Source organism: Streptomyces sp. NPDC000075 (assembly GCF_040301925.1).
Taxonomy (GTDB): Bacteria; Actinomycetota; Actinomycetes; order Streptomycetales; family Streptomycetaceae; genus Streptomyces; species Streptomyces polychromogenes.
Map to the genome: position 1 here is coordinate 56,574 of NZ_JBEPFL010000037.1, position 14,974 is coordinate 71,547.

General features: G+C 69.5%; 12 protein-coding genes and 1 pseudogene. 5 read left to right on the forward strand and 8 right to left on the reverse strand.

All coding sequences use genetic code 11. The annotated features are described in order from the left end of the window. The first annotated feature begins 400 nt into the window (after positions 1-400). The 3 genes from ABT403_RS32085 (at position 401) to ABT403_RS32095 (ending at position 2,430) form a co-directional block, all read left to right on the forward strand. The gene (locus ABT403_RS32085) at positions 401-922 is read left to right on the forward strand and encodes a MarR family winged helix-turn-helix transcriptional regulator (RefSeq protein WP_344153199.1); all 522 of its coding nucleotides are present in this window, start codon (positions 401-403) and stop codon (positions 920-922) included. 122 nt (positions 923-1,044) lie between these two features. Further along, positions 1,045-1,539, forward strand: coding sequence for a hypothetical protein (locus ABT403_RS32090; protein WP_344153202.1), 495 nt, complete (start codon positions 1,045-1,047; stop codon positions 1,537-1,539). A 24-nt stretch (positions 1,540-1,563) separates the two neighbouring features. Then, positions 1,564-2,430, forward strand: coding sequence for an SDR family oxidoreductase (locus ABT403_RS32095; RefSeq protein WP_344153205.1), 867 nt, complete (start codon positions 1,564-1,566; stop codon positions 2,428-2,430). 449 nt (positions 2,431-2,879) lie between these two features. Here ABT403_RS32095 and ABT403_RS32100 read toward each other — a convergent pair. Next, positions 2,880-3,352, reverse strand: a pseudogene (locus ABT403_RS32100) (transposase); the annotation flags it as partial. An 82-nt stretch (positions 3,353-3,434) separates the two neighbouring features. On the opposite strand from ABT403_RS32100, the gene ABT403_RS32105 reads away from it, so the two are divergent. Further along, positions 3,435-3,932, forward strand: a complete 498-nt coding sequence (locus ABT403_RS32105; RefSeq protein WP_344153208.1) for a cupin domain-containing protein — start codon at positions 3,435-3,437, stop codon at positions 3,930-3,932. Positions 3,933-4,276: 344 nt separating this feature from the next. On the opposite strand, the gene ABT403_RS32110 is transcribed toward ABT403_RS32105, so the two are convergent. The 7 genes from ABT403_RS32110 to ABT403_RS32140 all read right to left on the reverse strand — a co-directional run bounded on the left by ABT403_RS32110 (position 4,277) and on the right by ABT403_RS32140 (position 12,389). Further along, positions 4,277-4,582, reverse strand: a complete 306-nt coding sequence (locus ABT403_RS32110; protein ID WP_344153212.1) for an MFS transporter — start codon at positions 4,580-4,582, stop codon at positions 4,277-4,279. Positions 4,583-4,711: 129 nt separating this feature from the next. Continuing rightward, positions 4,712-6,310 (reverse strand): FAD-dependent oxidoreductase, encoded by a 1,599-nt coding sequence (locus ABT403_RS32115; RefSeq protein WP_344153215.1) that lies wholly within the window; start codon positions 6,308-6,310, stop codon positions 4,712-4,714. Continuing rightward, on the reverse strand, positions 6,273-7,376 hold the full coding sequence (locus tag ABT403_RS32120) for a terpene synthase family protein (protein WP_344153218.1): 1,104 nt from the start codon (positions 7,374-7,376) through the stop codon (positions 6,273-6,275). The genes ABT403_RS32115 and ABT403_RS32120 overlap by 38 nt, the downstream gene beginning before the upstream one ends. 95 nt (positions 7,377-7,471) lie before the next feature. After that, positions 7,472-8,275 carry a polyprenyl diphosphate synthase gene (gene uppS / locus ABT403_RS32125; protein WP_344153221.1) on the reverse strand — a complete coding sequence of 268 codons (804 nt, stop codon included), beginning with the start codon at positions 8,273-8,275 and terminating at the stop codon, positions 7,472-7,474. Positions 8,276-9,278: 1,003 nt separating this feature from the next. Continuing rightward, on the reverse strand, positions 9,279-10,607 hold the full coding sequence (locus tag ABT403_RS32130) for a HEAT repeat domain-containing protein (protein WP_344153224.1): 1,329 nt from the start codon (positions 10,605-10,607) through the stop codon (positions 9,279-9,281). Positions 10,608-10,666: 59 nt separating this feature from the next. Next, a complete protein-coding gene (locus ABT403_RS32135) occupies positions 10,667-11,545 on the reverse strand; it encodes a helix-turn-helix transcriptional regulator (RefSeq protein WP_344153227.1) in 879 nt (292 codons plus the stop codon). A gap of 82 nt (positions 11,546-11,627) precedes the next feature. Beyond that, positions 11,628-12,389: an SDR family oxidoreductase gene (locus ABT403_RS32140; RefSeq protein WP_344153230.1), complete on the reverse strand. Its 762-nt coding sequence runs from the start codon at positions 12,387-12,389 to the stop codon at positions 11,628-11,630. 607 nt (positions 12,390-12,996) lie between these two features. Between ABT403_RS32140 and ABT403_RS32145 the strand changes: the two genes are divergently transcribed. Further along, the gene (locus ABT403_RS32145) at positions 12,997-14,952 is read left to right on the forward strand and encodes a S41 family peptidase (RefSeq protein WP_344153233.1); all 1,956 of its coding nucleotides are present in this window, start codon (positions 12,997-12,999) and stop codon (positions 14,950-14,952) included. Positions 14,953-14,974: the final 22 nt, after the last annotated feature.

Genomic DNA, 14,974 nt, shown 5'->3' on the forward strand with positions numbered 1-14,974 from the left:
AATCGCCAACTGGTGTTCACCGACCGGGTCATCGCCACGCCGGTCCTCCTGCGCTCCCGGCTCCCGCACGCGGCTCCGTCCCTGCTCACGCAGTACGCCCGCCCGCCTCGGTCCCCGCTCAGGTGCCAACGGCTCCGCGCGCCGCTGGCGGGGACAAGGCTGCGCCGCTGCTCCACCTCCTGCCCCAGGGCGGACCCCGGTACCGCAGGTACCGCTGGTTCACGGACGCCGCGACGACGTTCCGTGCCCCGTGCTCCGCTGACGGCCAGTCACCTGGTGTACGACGCCACCACGAACTTGCCGTGGCCCCGGGCCCTGGGCGCGCGAGCCGTCCGGAATCCGCGGATGCGAAGCGCTCGGCGGCTTGACCGGCAGATGGTTAGCTGCCATATTATTTCTCATGAGGGACGAGGACGTGAACCCCGGCGCTGCACCCACGCTCGAACAGGCTCGGAAGCAGATCGAACGGTACGGGCTTGAGGCCGACCCGCAGGCGGTGCTCGTCGCGGTGCGCCTGATGGCTGCCGGGGCGCGCCTGGACCGGGCGTCGGAAGTGCACTTCGCGCGTTCGGGGCTGTCGACCGGGCGTTACCGTCTCCTGGTGGATCTTGAGGACAGCGACGGGGAGAAGTCGCCGTCGCAGCTCGCGAAGAGTCTTGGCGTCTCACGCGCCACCGTGACCGGCCTGGTCGTCGGCCTGGAGCGAGAAGGCCTGGTGGCTCGCCGCGCCTCGACGGAGGACGGGCGAGGTGCGGTGGTCGTCCTCACGGCGCGCGGCAGCCGGCGGTTGCGCGGTATGGCCGCGGACCATTTCGCTCGGCTTGAGGCGCTGGTCGGCGGACTGGCCGCCGACGAACGCAGGCTGTTCCTCGACCTCCTGGAACGGATCACTCAGCGGATCGGCGCGTTGACTGCCGCATAGCCGCGGCATCACTTCCGTGCCGGGGCGACCGCCTCGACCGCGAGCCGCCCTTTTCCATAACCAAATAGTTAGCTCACTAATCAAATACTTAGCCAGCTGATTATCTACGAGGAGTCAGCCACATGAGTCCCCCTCCCAGAACCTCCCAGGCCGGTTCCGTCACGCGTCCGTTCACCCTGTGGAAGGAAGTCGCGACCGCTTACCTGGCCCCCGCGCTCACCGCCGGGCTCGGCGGATTCCTCAGTGGGCAGCCCGCGGTGACCAGGGCGGCCTTCACCTCCATCGGGGTCACCTCGGCCGTGGTGGCCTGCCTCGTCGGCGCATGGCTGCACCGCCGCGGCCGGCCCCGGCGCTGGACGGTTTCGGCGCCGCGACCGCTCCTCACCCTCGGACTGGTCCTGATCGCGGTCGGCATCGCCGGCCTGGCCGGATGGTTCGCGTCCGACTGGCTTCCCTCGCACACACCGGTGCCCGCCGCCGGATGGCTGAAGCGGCTGCGGATCGACCTGCCGCTGTCGGCCGGCCTGGCCACCACCATCATCACCTGGCGGTGGCACGGCACAGCACGGCGTACCCGCAACAGGCCTGACCCGGCCCTCCCCACTCAACTCTCCTGACCCCTCAGTCACGAAAGGCACACTGTGATCACCATCATCGGCGCCACCGGCGCCACCGGCAGCGCCCTGCTCCAGCGGCTCATCGAACTCGAAGTCCCCTGCCGCGCCGTCAGCCGTACACCCGACAACCTGCGCGCCGCCATCGGGGCGAACACGCCGGTCGAGATCGTCGGTGCGGACGCCGCAGACCCCCAGACGCTCCGCGACGCCTTCGAGGGATCCACGCAGCTGTTCCTCGCCATGGCCAACAGCCCGCGCCAGGCCGAGCTGGAGACCAACGTGATAGACGCCGCGGCCCACCGCGGCGTCCGGCACGTGGTCAAACTCTCCGCCCCTGCAGCCGAGCCCACCTCACCGGTAGCCATCTCGCGCAGCCACTGGCAGGTCGAGGAACACCTGGCCGCCACCGGAATGACGGCCACGCTCCTCCGGCCCTACGCCTTCATGCAGAAGCTGCCCCTGAACGCTCCCGCGATCGCCAGGGGCGTACTCATCGGGGCCATGCGCGACGCACCCTGCAACTACATCGACGTCCGGGACATCGCCGACGTCGCCGCCGAAACCCTCCTGCGCCCCGGCCTCGCCGGCGCCACCTACACCCTGACCGGCCCGCAGGCCTTCAGCCACCCCGAGCTCGCCCGTCTGCTCAGCGAGCTGACCTGCCGCCCCGTCCGCTACATCGACCTGCCGCCGAGCGAGTTCTACAGCCACCTCCTGACCAACGCGCACATGCCGCCCTGGCTCGCCGACCACGTGGTGGAGATCCAGCAACTGGCCATCGCCCGACCGGAATCCCCCAACAACACCATCGAGACCATCCTCGGCCGCCCCGCCAGGACCCTGCCCGCCTTCCTCAGCGAACACCTCCACGCGTTCACCCAGACCGCCTGACCGCCCGCCCAACCGCCTGCCCCCGCTCCTCATCCTCTCCGGGATCCCGGTCTCGGCATCCCGGAGACGGGTGAGGGGCGGGGTGCAAGCCATGCTCCGCATGCTCCGTCGAAGGCCGCGTACTGAGAGCCCGGACGGTCTCCGGCCTGAGGTCTTCGAGCCGGCCGCCGCCGCGCTCCACCAGGAGGCCGCACCCGCCAGAGCACGGGCTGCGCACGGTGACCGCGGGCGGCGGGGGGCTGCCTCCCACTCCACCGCCGCTACGAACGCAAGGCCTAACACTTCCTGGCCTGCACCGGCATCGCCTGCACCCTCATCTGCTGCCGCAGGCACCGGACTGGGACGGCTCGGTGAGCGTCACCTTCGACCTCACCTGAGTTCAGCTCGGAAGGGCAGCAAATCGACTTCGCCCCCTGCCACCGACTCCGATGTCGCCCCTTACTGATCTTTCAGAATGAAGTTCGGAAGCGGCGAAGACATATGAGGCCGCAGGCTAGTCGAGCAGGCCCTGGTGGAGTGGAGATCTGAGCGTCGTTCGTAGCGGATGCGGAGCCGCTTGAACTGATACGGCCAGGCGGCGGCATGCTCGACCAGCCAGCGCACCTTCCCCAGTCCCGAGCCGTGTGCGACGCCGCGTCGGGCGCTGATCGGCTTGGTGCCGCGCTTCGTAGCCCCGGTCGGCGTACAGGCGTCGAGGCTCGTGGCGGGGACGTCCTCGTAGACCCCGAATCGCTGGGACTGCGTCCAGTAGCGGCAGCACCGGGGTGACGTCATGTCGGTTCCCGCCGGTGAGCGTGGCGCCGATCGGGGTGCCGTGGCGGTTGAGCCCACGGTCTCGGCGAGGGACATCGCGCCAGGCGACATCGGTCCGCAACACGTACATGACGCCTGCAAGGGCAGCCCGGTCGGGCACACGCAGTCGACACTCCAGACGGAATTGGCCCACCATCACAACACTCATGTGCACCAATCAGCCAAGCCACTTGACGATTAGAGTGATCATCATGAACAAGTACACGACGTTCGCTCCGATCCTCACTCGTGCCGCCGACGCTGAGACTACTAGTGACCCGAGCAGCGTCATGACGCTGCTGGCCGACTCCGACACCACCGGCGGTCAGCTCACCAGCTACCGCTCCTCCTTCGCGAGGGGTGCGGTGGGGGCGCCGGCGCACTTCCACACCCGGGCCTCGGAACTCTTCTTCGTGCTCGACGGCTCGCTCCAGGTCCTGCTCGACCAGGAGCTGACCGTCCTGGAGAAGGGCGACTTCCTGCTTGTGCCGCCGCGTACCCCGCACGCCTTCGCGGCGGCCCCCGGTTCCGAGGCGGACGTCCTGTTCGTCTTCACGCCCGGCATGGCCCGCTTCGACTACCTGCGACTGCTCGGCCGGGTGATGCGCGGCGAGGCCAGCCCGCAGGAGATCAAGGACTCCTCCGAGCGGTTCGACAACCACTACGTGGACAGCCCGGTCTGGCAGCAGGCCCTCGCCGAGCGGGCCTGACCACCGGCGGCCGGACCCCGTCGGATCCCGATGTGGGAGAACACCGAAATGGTCGCCTCCGGCCTTCTCGAAGCGGTCCTCGCCGAGATGCCACCGGCCGGCCTCGGCGGACCACCAGTGGGGGAAGTGGCCGATCCGGCCCGCCGACACCTCGCTGACGAGAGCGGCCGCCGACGCGGGCGGGGGTGTGGACCTCCGCCTGAGCTGGCCGGGGACACAGCGATGGCCTCTGCCCCATGTGCGAGGAGCGGCCATCGCTGAGTCCATGTCGGGCCCTGACCAGCAGAGCAGGGGGAGGGACCTTGTGTGGCAAGGTGGCCTACTTGGCGACTTCGGCGATGTGCTCAGTCGGCCTGGTCATCCGGCCGCTTGGGCAGGCAGAACATCAGGGCCCACATCAAAGCGAGGAGCCCGCTGACCCACCACAGCACGTCAAGGAACGCGTCGCGGTTGAGTGCGGAGTCGGCAGAGCCGTTGGTGACGGCGAAGAACACCAGGGCGGTCAGCGCCGTGCCCAGGGCGATGCCCAGGTGCATGGCGGTGTTGAACAGGCCCGAAGCGGCCCCGGCGTCCTCGTGCGGGACCTTGGCGAGAGTCATGTCGGCGAGCGGGCCGCTGACCATGCCGAGACCGAACCCGACCAGGACCACCGCAGTTCCATGTCCCGATGGCGTGGTGCGCTGGTGATGGGGAGAGCTGGCTGGGAGCCGAATCTGCTGGGCCTGGAGCTTTGGGGTCGCAGGTGGCTGGACTGCATGACCTCGTCGCCCCGTGAGTGATCAGTCCGGGGGGTCGAGGAGGAGGTCGCCGGCCCGCTCGCGTGGACCTGCTGGCCGCTTTCCGGGTTCCCTGGTTTTGGGTCGGTTGCGGGTAAGGACGGCGCGTCGGGCGACCTGCCCCAGGATGGCCGGGTGCAGAAGTGCGGCAGGGGACCGGACCATCTGCGCCACCTGGTACAGGTTCTGGTAGACGCGGGGGCTGCCGGGAATGAGGGCGATGAGATGGTCGCTGTACCAGCGGGCGAGGCGAGCCCCAAGCGGTGGCTTGTCCGGAGCCCAGCCCAGGTCGGAGCTGGTTGCCATGGCCCAGGGAACGGCAAGGGCGCGGGCGAGTCGGCGCTGGAAGATCGGAGCGAGTCCGGTCAGGTCGCGGACGAAGCGATTCCGGCCCAGTAGTCGGCCCAGCAGTTGGCCTTCAAAAGCAGCCACTGTCATGCCCTGGCCGTACGCCGGGTTGAAGCAGCAGACGGCGTCTCCCACGCACAGCAGGCGATCCGGCCAGCGCGGCATACGGTGGTAAAGGACCCAGCGGTTGTCCAGCCGAAGGGCACGGTAGGCGGGTCCCAGCGGAGTGCCGGACGTGATCACCTCAGCGGCTGCGGAGTCGCGCAGCGAGCGGGCGTAGGCGACAAAGCCCTGTTCGTCCGCGGGGGGAACTTCCCCGTCGGCCCCCAGCAAGGTGACCATGACCGCCCCGCCTTCCACCGTCTGTACGGCGGCCCCGCGGCGCACATCGGGGGCGTGAGGGGTTTCGCTGATGATGTGATGGTCGTTCATGATGCCGGGCTGCGCCGTGAACAGCCGTGATGCGTAGGACGTACCGGAGTGAACCGTGCGGGAAGCCGGTTTTGGGTATCCGGCCTGGTGCAGCCAGTCCGCTAGCTGAGAGGTGCGGCCTGCGGCATGTACGACGAGGTCCGCTGTGATCGACTCGACCGCGGGTGCGGTGGCATGTCGCGGATCGCCGTCGGCCGGCTGGCCCGGGGCCTTGCTCATCGAGGAGACCACGACCCCGGTTACACGGCTGCGAGTGCCATCCCAGCAGAGATCCTTTACCTGCCACCCCGACTGGACCGACACCCGCGTGATCGCCAGCACCCTGGCCCGCAGACACCGCTCAAGCGTGGCACGGGAGCAGTTCTGAATGAGAACACCGATGTGCGTGCGGGGAGCCCAGCCGGAGGGGAAGAGGACCCGAGCGGACGTCCCCATGTCGAAGACGGGCGCGCCCTGGGCGGCGAGTTCGTCACGCAGGCCGGGAAAGAGCTGCTCCATGATCTGAGAGCCTCGGGCTAACAACGCATGCAGATGACGCGCTTGAGGCACCCCCCTGTGGTACCCGGTGTCGGCCGTGACGCTGTCCTGTTCCAGGACGGTTACCCGGGCGAAGTGATCAGCCAGGACACGAGCAGTGATCAGACCGCTGATACCTCCACCCACGACCACGGCGTGTCCGTGATCGACAGGCGGCGTCCCAGAGACATCTACCACAGCCAAATCTCCCTTCTTCCTGCGCGCCAGTGCATGGCTCACCACTGCCCGCGGCGGTACGCCGGTAGTTTCACCGATACGTCCTGGCGTCGCCGTGCCCCATCGCATGCCGACTGAACACGTCGTACGGATGGGCCGCCTTGTAGCGACGGTGCCGCGCGGGTGCCGGATTCGGAGCCGGAAACACCTTTGGTCTAAAGCTGGTCGACCTTGTAGCGGCGGTTGGCCAGAGAGCCGAACCAGTAGTGGGTGCTGTAGGCAGACCTCTTGACCATGCGAACGAATTCCTGTGCTGTGGCCGCCTTATCTGAGTAGCCCAGGCGTACGAGAAGAGCCGGCACCTCGGCCTCGGCCTGCAGCAGTGTGTGCTGCCGGTCGCGGTGCAGCGCGAGAGCGCGGCCCACGGCCTCCTCCGCCGAACAGTCCAGAGTGCGCGCGAGCACGTGGACGATGTTGCAGCGGAAGCCTCGGAATCCTCCTTCTCGAAGCTGATGATGTCCTGGCCGATGCCCTGGATGTCGGAGCTGCAATCGACGATCTCACGCATCAGATAGTGATCACGCACCGGCTCGGGAACTTGGAGACCGAGATTGCACACCAGGAGCTCAACCCAGGTCGGCACGCCGACGGTAGCGCGCCGCAACGTGATGTACTCCAGCAGCTCCGGCACGGTCTTGCACGTGGTGTGCGCGGTCTGGCGCTCATTGGCCTCGAAGTAGGAGACCACGCCGTCGCGGAAGCGCCGCAGGGCTGCCGGGCTGGAGCCTGCTCTGAGCGCCTGCCAGAGATGATGGAACCCGGCGCCGAAGGCATCGGCTGGGACGTGTCCAGGCTGCTCGCAGACGCCGATGACCTCGTTGCGGGTGGCGCGGATGGCTTCGGTAGGGTCCGGTAGTGCCGGGTTGTCCCACTGATTGTCGCGCAGTGTGAACCAGATCATCCCCTCGATGGCCAGGACCAGCTGGTCGAGGGTGGCGTCGGGGAGCTGGCTGCCGACAAGGGTACCCAGGTCGTACAAGTGGAGCTGCTGCTCCTCGGCGTCGCTGGTCAGGATGCCGACGCCACGGCACCACGCCACGGCCGCTCCGTAGGCCGCCGGCGTCAGCGGGTTGACCATGGGGTTACCCGGTTCGAAGATCCCGGGTTCGAAGACCGAGTGATCGATGCGAGGCATGCCCGTCGTTCCTCCGGAATGTTTGTGTCTGGCCTGTTCGCGGGTGTGCATCGAACACGGGATGCCCGGGCGTCCGACGCGGGTGTGCCGGGGAGTCAGGCGCCGAACCGACGGTTGCGCTGCCTGTAGGACCGGAGGGCTTCACGCAGGTCGGACTGGGAGAAATCGGGCCAGAGCGTGGGCGAGAAGTAGAACTCCGCCCGTGCCGCCTGCCAGGTGAGGAATCCGGAGAGACGGTACTCGCCGGAGGTGCGGATGATCAGGTCGGGATCAGGCTGGCCGCCAGTGCCGAGCTCGTCCGCCAGACGCTCCGCCGAGACCCAGTCGGCGAGCTGGTCGGGGGCGATGCCTCCTTCGAGCGCCTGGGCGATCATGCGCTGGATGGCGAAGAGGACGTCTTCCCTGCCGCCGTAGCCGACCGCCAGGTTCACGCCCATCCCCGCGATCTCGCGCGTGCTCGTCTCCGACTCGGCCAGAGCCTCAGCCAGAGCCGTCGGCAGAATCGCGGGGTTGCCCAGGTGCCGAACCCGCCAACGCTGAAGCCGGCCCACCGAACGGACCGTGTCCTCCAGTGTGCTGAACAGCGGCGCGAGCTCATCCCAGCGACGGTTGAGATTGTCGGGGGACAGCAGCCACAGCGTCACGTACCGCAATCCCTCCTCTTCGCACCAGCCGAGGAACTCGGGCACCTTGGCCAGGCCCGCCACATGGCCTTCAGCCGGATGCCGGTCCCGTGCCCGCGCCCAACGGCGGTTGCCATCGAGGATGACCGCCAGGTGAGCCGGACCGCCCGGACCGCTACCGGCCGTCACTAACTTTGCGGCCGGTCGCGGAGACGGAGCCCGTCCGATCACTTCCCGACGTTCATGCACGCTCGCCCCGCGGTTGTCCTGGACCACAGTCACCCCCATCAACGCCGATCGATCAGCCTGGAACGACGGCCCGAATCAGCAGGCCCGACGAGCTGATCTTCGCCGACAGGTCCGTAGGGTCGGAACCCGCCAGGGCACTCAGCTGGGTGCACCGAGGCGCGCAGTGCAAGCGCGCTTGACGCGAGCATGCCCAATAGCGCCCCGTGTGCGCCCTGCTGTGCAAGACCGGCACTAGGCGAGGGCAACGACAGCGGCACGCAGAAGCGCGACCGCCCTGCTGCCCCTACCGGCCGGTACGCGCAAGGCGTCCAGGCGACGGGTGTACGGATGGTGTCCAGGACGTCGCCTGGGCATCTCACGTTTCCTTCGTCTGCACGCCGTCGCGCTGAGTCTGTCTGCGCACCAGTCCCCTTTTCGAACACCCAGCGCCGGGCGGCACAATCGCCTGCCCAAAGTCGGGGGAGGTGGTCTTGACCTGCAAAGAGCTGACGAACGCCTTCGAGTGCGGCTGCGGCACCTGAACCCCGGTCACGTACAAGAACGCCCTTGCCCTCCACTCCATGCCAGAAGGGGAGCGGTGCCCCCTGTCCGGAGAACCGATACAGGCGACCGCTCCCCGTCCCGTCGTGGACGGATTGCTGCGGATGGTGTCGCTGGAGCCGGCCGAGGGGTGGCGTAGGGAGCCGGTCCCAAGCAGCAGCGGTTCCAGCGTGTACGCGATCCCGGCCGGCCTGCCTGCCCTACCCCGGCCACGGCCGTCGTCGCTAGTCACCAGCCGAAGCGAAGCCCGGGACGATGCGACCTGGAACTACGTCACGCCTCTCACCCCAGGTGCGACGTGAGCCTCGGACTGTGAGGTCTACGAGGCTCACAGGACGTTTCCCCAGGTAGAAGCGGGTTCGCGATGAGGGTGTGAGGTTGTGAGTCGGGGCCCACGCCACCCCCTCCTGTCCTCCGACAGGTGAGTTCGATCGCGGCCGGTCCTGTCACCCGTTCTCCGCCAGCGGCCGGCGCTCGGTGAGGCGGTGGATCAGTGGTTGCGGAATGGTGCCCAGGGGTCGGGGAGGGGAGCGCTGGGGTCCTCGCCCTCGGTGGACAGTCCGACGTAGGCGCGTAGGGCGGGGCGGGTGCCGGGGAGGCCGTACTGGGTGAACCGCGCGTGGAGGCCGGAGCCGAACGGCAGGGGCTGGAAGTCCGCGGCGGTCAGGAGCTCTGCCAGGACCCTCAGCAACTCCCGGCGCCCGGGGGAGAGCTCGGCGAACACCGGTACGGCGTCCGCGGGGTCGAACAGGGCTTCCAGCAGGTTTTCGGTGCGGGCCGCCAGCGGGTGGGGCACGACTCCGGCCTCCTCGATACGAGGCAGGGCGCGGACGATCTCCAGGAGGACCCCGTCCGGGTCCTCGGCGGCGTCCATCAGGTGCAGCAGACTGCGGACGGTGTAGCTGCGCAGGTCGCCCGAGTGGTGGGCGGTGACGGTCTCGGGGGCCGGTCCGGCGCCGAAGGCCGCCAGCTCGGCGGCGATGCGCTCCGCCGGCGGCAGGCCGGGCGCGGTGGCCGGGTGTGCGACCAGCAAACGGGTCAGGGCGGTGGCGGCGGCCCAGCGCGGCAAGGGGTGCTCGTCGTCGAGGTAGTACTGGAGTCTGCCGTCCGGATCGTGATCGGTGATCAGCCCGACCGAGACGAGGACCGTGGCGACGCAGACTGGGTCCCGCTCGCCGTCGAGGCGGGCCAGCAACGGGAGCAGGGTGGTGTTGGCCTCCTCGGGGAACCAGCCGAGGAGGTACGCGGTCTTGGTGCGGATCTCCGCGTCCTGGTCGTCGAGCAGTTCGAGCAGGAAGGGAAGCTGGGCGCGGACCGCGTCATAGGAACGCAGCGCGCCCTCGCGGGCGTCGACGGGGTGCCCCGCCGCACAGTACGCCCGTCCTTCGCACAGGTTCTTCAGACGCTTCTCGTCGGTCTCGGCGGCGATCTGCTCGTCGTACCAGCGCAGATTCTCTTCGGGGCTGACGGCCGCTGCGCGCCACGCGGCGGTGTCGATGCCGAGCGGGAGGTCGTACTCGTCGTGCCAGTCAACGGCCAGACGGGTCAGCAGCAGCAGCGCGTCGGCCCGGGCGCCGGCCGGGCCCGCGACGGCGATCCGGGTGAGGAACGGCACGGCGTACGGAGAGGCCGAGTACCGGGTGCCCTGGTGGAAGATGTTGCCGAACAGGCTGCGGAAGGCGCTCTCCCGGGCCTCCTCGTCCAGCCCGCACACCGTCCGGAGCTGGCCGGGCACGTCCTCGGCGCTGCCGTAGGCATGCCCCAGGGCCGCCCAGTCGATGTCGTCCAGCCCTGCCAGGAGATCGTCGGATCCTTTCATGATCCGTATGCTCGCAGAGACCGCTGACACCGATCCCTCAGGCGTGCCGGTCTCGTGCGTCACTCGGTCGCCTGACGCGTGCCGGTGGCCGTGGGGGCGGTCCACGCAAGCAGCATGCGGAGGGCGTCGTGGGATGAGGTGTCCGGCTCGGCCGCATAGGTGATCAGCGCCTGGTCGGGGTCGTCTGCGGGGCGCAGGGTCTCGTAGGTCAGTTCCAGGTCGCCGACCAACGGGTGGTGGAACCTCTTGGTGCCCGAGGTTTTGTCCTGGACCGGGTGTTCCGCCCACCAGCGGCGGAAGTCCGCGCTCTTCAACGACAGCTCCCCGATCAGCTGTGCCAGCCGCGGGTCGCCGGGATGGTCCCGTCCAGCCTCCAGGTGGAGATATGCCACATTCTCGCGGGCGCAGGAGGGCCAGTCCGCGTACAGCTCTCGGGAGGCCGGGTCGAGGAAGGTGATCCGGGCGATGTTGCGCTCGGCCGGGTCCATGGCGGCGTAGTCGCCGAAGAGGGCGACCGCTGCCGGGTTCCAGGCCAGGATGTCCATGTGCCGGCCCATCACCATGGCCGGCACGTCCTTCAGCTCGTCCAGCAGTCGTTGGAGCATCGGCCGCACGCGCTGTCGGCTGACCTGGTGCCTGCGCGCCGGACGGGCGGTGTGCCGCGGTCGGGCCAGCTGGTGCAGGTGCCGGCTCTCATCGTCGCTCAACCGCAGTGCGCGCGCCAGTGAGTTGAGCACGGCGTCCGAGGGGTTGGACACGCGGCCCTGTTCCATCCGGGTGTAGTAGTCGACGCTGACTCCGGCGAGCTGGGCGATCTCCTCGCGGCGCAGGCCGGCGACCCGGCGCGTGCCGCCGAAATCCGGCAGGGCCACGTCGTGCGGGTGCAGGCGGGCGCGGCGGGTCCGGAGGAAGCCGCTCAGGCTGGTCGCGGTGGTCATACGACGATTGTGGCTGATCGCGATGGGCCGCTGCCTGGCCCTGTCAGGGCCAGGCAGCGGCCCATCGCTCAGGAGACGGGGATCAGGCCTGGCGGGTCGGCAAGACGATCGACTGGCGCAGGTTGACGTGCCGCGGACGGCTGACGGTGTACGCCACGAGGTCGGCGACGTCCTCGGCGGCAAGGGCGGGGATCGCGGTGAACATCCCGTCGAGCTGCTCGCGCAGTTCCGGGTTGTCGATGTGCCCACCGAGTTCGGTGTCGGTCAGGCCCGGCTCGATGGTGCTGACCCGGACGTCGCGCGGGCCCAGCTCGGTGCGCAGTGCGGCGGACAGCTGGGTGAGGGCGGCCTTGGTGGCGCCGTACACGGCGTAGTCGGGGAAGAGGACGTGGGAGGCGATGGAGGAGACGTTGACCAGGTCCGCGGTGCGGCCGTCGGCGGCGGCAGCGGTGAGGTCGGGGGTGAACGCGCGGATGACGCGCAGGGCGCCGGTGAGGTTGGTGTCGATCATCCGGGTCCATTCGTCCAGCCGGCCCTCGGCGAGGGGGTTGGGCAGCATTACGCCGGCGTTGTTGACCACCAGGTCGACCCGGCCGTAGGCATGGTGGACGGCCTCGGCGGCGGCGTCGACGGATGCCTGGTCGGTGACGTCAGCGGTGACGGCGAGGGCCTGGCCCCCAGCGGCGGTGAGTTCGGCGGCCAGCGCGTCCAGCCTGTCGGCGCGCCGGGCGAGCAGGGCGACGCGGGCACCACCCGCTGCGAGCAGGCGGGCGGTGGCCGCGCCCATGCCGCTGGCCGCTCCAGTGACGACAGCGGTACGGGCGGCGAGGGTGGGGTAGCTCATGTGGTGCTCCTGGTCTGTTGCGCGGGCCGGTCCTGCTGGACCGGCCCGACGTGGGCGGATGCGGACCACTCTGCGCCCGGCCGGGACGGCCAACCAGGGCCTGCCGTTCCCTGGGAGAGCCAGGACCACCTGGGCCGGGCGGCCCGCCGACGCGGAAGCGTTGGACCGGAAGAGGTGCCTTGACGTGCTGCTGCCGGGCAGGACTGATCGCTGTGAAGTGGCCGCCCCGTTGGGCCTCGGGCGTAGCTTGACGGTCCGTGGTGGGCCGCTCACGAGGATTCCTGGAACGCTTCCCCGACGGATCCGAGCGCACCAACCTCCAGGCAGCACGCGCCTCCCCGCCCGGCGAGCCGGTGCCCGGCCCCCCCAGCCGCTCCGGGTGCTGTTCTTGCCGACACAGGGGCGAAGACGCGCTCGTCGGCCTTGTCGGCCTCGTCGGTGACGGCGGGCGGGCGCGGAAAGGGAGGGGGTGGCTCCTTTCAGGCGAAAGAGAGGCCTACGGCCCACTCGCCCGACGACGCCGGGAATACCTGAGGGCGCCGGTCCCGGACCCCCGGCACCCCGGCACCGGCACCTCACCCCACCTCACTCCACCTCGGGAGGAACCATGGCCCACCGCGCCGACAGCCTCACCCCGGACTTCGTCCCCCACACCGCCGAAGCCGTGCGGGAACACCTGGCTGCGGCCACCGGACTGCCCGCCTTCCTCGAGGGCGCCGGCACCCTGTCGCTGGCCGAGCGCCGGCTCATCGTCGACCAGGCGCTGCTCATGCTGGACCAGAACTACGTCCACCTGCCGCTCAAGTCCGCGATGTACGCCGTCAACCCGGTGCAGCGCCTGCGGGTGCTGCGCCGCCGGCTGGAGCAGCAGACCGATGAGACCAAACCCGTCGAATGGCTGTTCCATGCCGAGATGTCGGAGATCTTCCACTCGGTGCGGGACCTCCATACCAACTACCTCCTCCCCAACCCGTACCGAGGCAAGATCGCCTTCCTGCCGTTCCTCGTGGAGCGGTACGAGGACGCCCAGGGGGAGCACTTCATGGTCGCCCACGTGGCCCAGGGCTTCTCCGCCCCCGGCTTCGAGCCCGGCGTCGAGATCACCCACTGGAGCGGAATCCCCATCGCCAAGGCCGTCGACCTCAACGCCGCCCGCTTCGCCGGCAGCAACGCGGCCGCCCGTCGCAGCCGCGGGATCCAGTCGCTGACCCTGAGGCCGCTGGCGATGCACCTTCCCCCGTTCGAGGAGTGGGTGACCGTCAGCTACACCGACGCGGACGCCGGAGCCGGCGCCGGCGCGACGCTCCGCGAGCTGCGCGAGAGCTGGCGGATCGTGGACAACGCCCTCCTCCCGCCGTTCGCGGGCGGGGCGGCACCGACCGGCGCCGCGCTGGCCATGGGCCTGGACCTCGACATGGACGAGGCCAACCGCGCCAAGGTGATGCTGTTCGCACCCAAGGTCATCGCCCGGCAGAGGGCCCTCGAAGCGGGCGAGACCGCCCCGGAGGTCAGGGCCGGTGAGATCCCCACCTCGATGCCCAAGGTGTTCCGGGCGCAGGAGGTGCAGACGGCCTCCGGTACCTTCGGCTACATCCGGATCTTCACCTTCAACGAGTCGGATGTGGCGGGGTTCATCAACGAGTTCATCGGTCTGCTCCGCCAGATGCCGGACCGCGGACTGATCCTGGACGTCCGGGACAACGGCGGCGGCGTCATCTGGAACTCCGAACTCGCCCTGCAGACCCTCACCCCCCGCCGCATCACCCCGGAGCCGACGCAGTTCATCAACACCCCGCTCAACCTCCGGATCTGCCGAAGGAACCAGCAGCAACTGGGCGACTGGCTGCCCTCCATGGAGCAGGCCGTCGAAATCGGCGCCACCTATTCGAGCGCCGTGCCCCTCACGCCCGAGGACAAGGCCAACGCGATCGGCCAGCAGTACTTCGGCCCGGTCGTCCTCATCGCCAGCGCCCGCTGCTACTCGGCCACCGACATCTTCGCCGCCGGCTTCCAGGACCACCGCATCGGCCCCGTGCTCGGCACCGACGAGAACACCGGAGCCGGAGGCGCCAACGTCTGGGAGCACCAGCACCTCGTCGAGCTCCTCGCGGGCGACCCCGAGACGCCGTACCGGCCACTGCCGAAGGGAGCCGGCATGCGGGTGGCGATCCGCCGCAGCCTGCGGGTGGGCTCCAACTCCGGCACGCCGGTGGAGGACCTCGGCATCACCCCCGACATCCCCTACCGGATGACCCGCCGGGACCTGCTGGAAGGCAACGCCGACCTGTTCGAGCGCGCCGGGGAGGTCCTCAAGGGCCTCACGCCGCACGTCCTGAGCATCACGGACGCGACCGCCGCCGCCGGCGCCCTGCGGCTCAAGGTCAAGGCGGTCAACGTCGACCGGCTGGACGTCTACGTCGACCAACGCCCGCGCGCCTCCGTCGACCTCTCCAACGGTCAGGCCGACCTCACCGTCCCCGACGCGGCCGGCGCCCACTCGGCCCGTGTGGAGGGCTTCGTCGGCGGCGAACTCGTCGCCAGCCAGACCGCACGGCTCAACTAGGCCGTTCTTGAAGGTCTGCCGC

What these genes read in the sequence shown, in the direction of transcription:
- ABT403_RS32140 (WP_344153230.1), bottom strand. Translation starts at nt 12,389, where the DNA reads ATGAGCTACCCCACCCTCGCCGCCCGTACCGCTGTCGTCACTGGAGCG.
- ABT403_RS32120 (WP_344153218.1), bottom strand. Translation starts at nt 7,376, where the DNA reads ATGCCTCGCATCGATCACTCGGTCTTCGAACCCGGGATCTTCGAACCG.
- ABT403_RS32130 (WP_344153224.1), bottom strand. Translation starts at nt 10,607, where the DNA reads ATGAAAGGATCCGACGATCTCCTGGCAGGGCTGGACGACATCGACTGG.
- ABT403_RS32135 (WP_344153227.1), bottom strand. Translation starts at nt 11,545, where the DNA reads ATGACCACCGCGACCAGCCTGAGCGGCTTCCTCCGGACCCGCCGCGCC.
- ABT403_RS32105 (WP_344153208.1), top strand. Translation starts at nt 3,435, where the DNA reads ATGAACAAGTACACGACGTTCGCTCCGATCCTCACTCGTGCCGCCGAC.
- ABT403_RS32115 (WP_344153215.1), bottom strand. Translation starts at nt 6,310, where the DNA reads ATGCGATGGGGCACGGCGACGCCAGGACGTATCGGTGAAACTACCGGC.
- ABT403_RS32090 (WP_344153202.1), top strand. Translation starts at nt 1,045, where the DNA reads ATGAGTCCCCCTCCCAGAACCTCCCAGGCCGGTTCCGTCACGCGTCCG.
- ABT403_RS32145 (WP_344153233.1), top strand. Translation starts at nt 12,997, where the DNA reads ATGGCCCACCGCGCCGACAGCCTCACCCCGGACTTCGTCCCCCACACC.
- ABT403_RS32085 (WP_344153199.1), top strand. Translation starts at nt 401, where the DNA reads ATGAGGGACGAGGACGTGAACCCCGGCGCTGCACCCACGCTCGAACAG.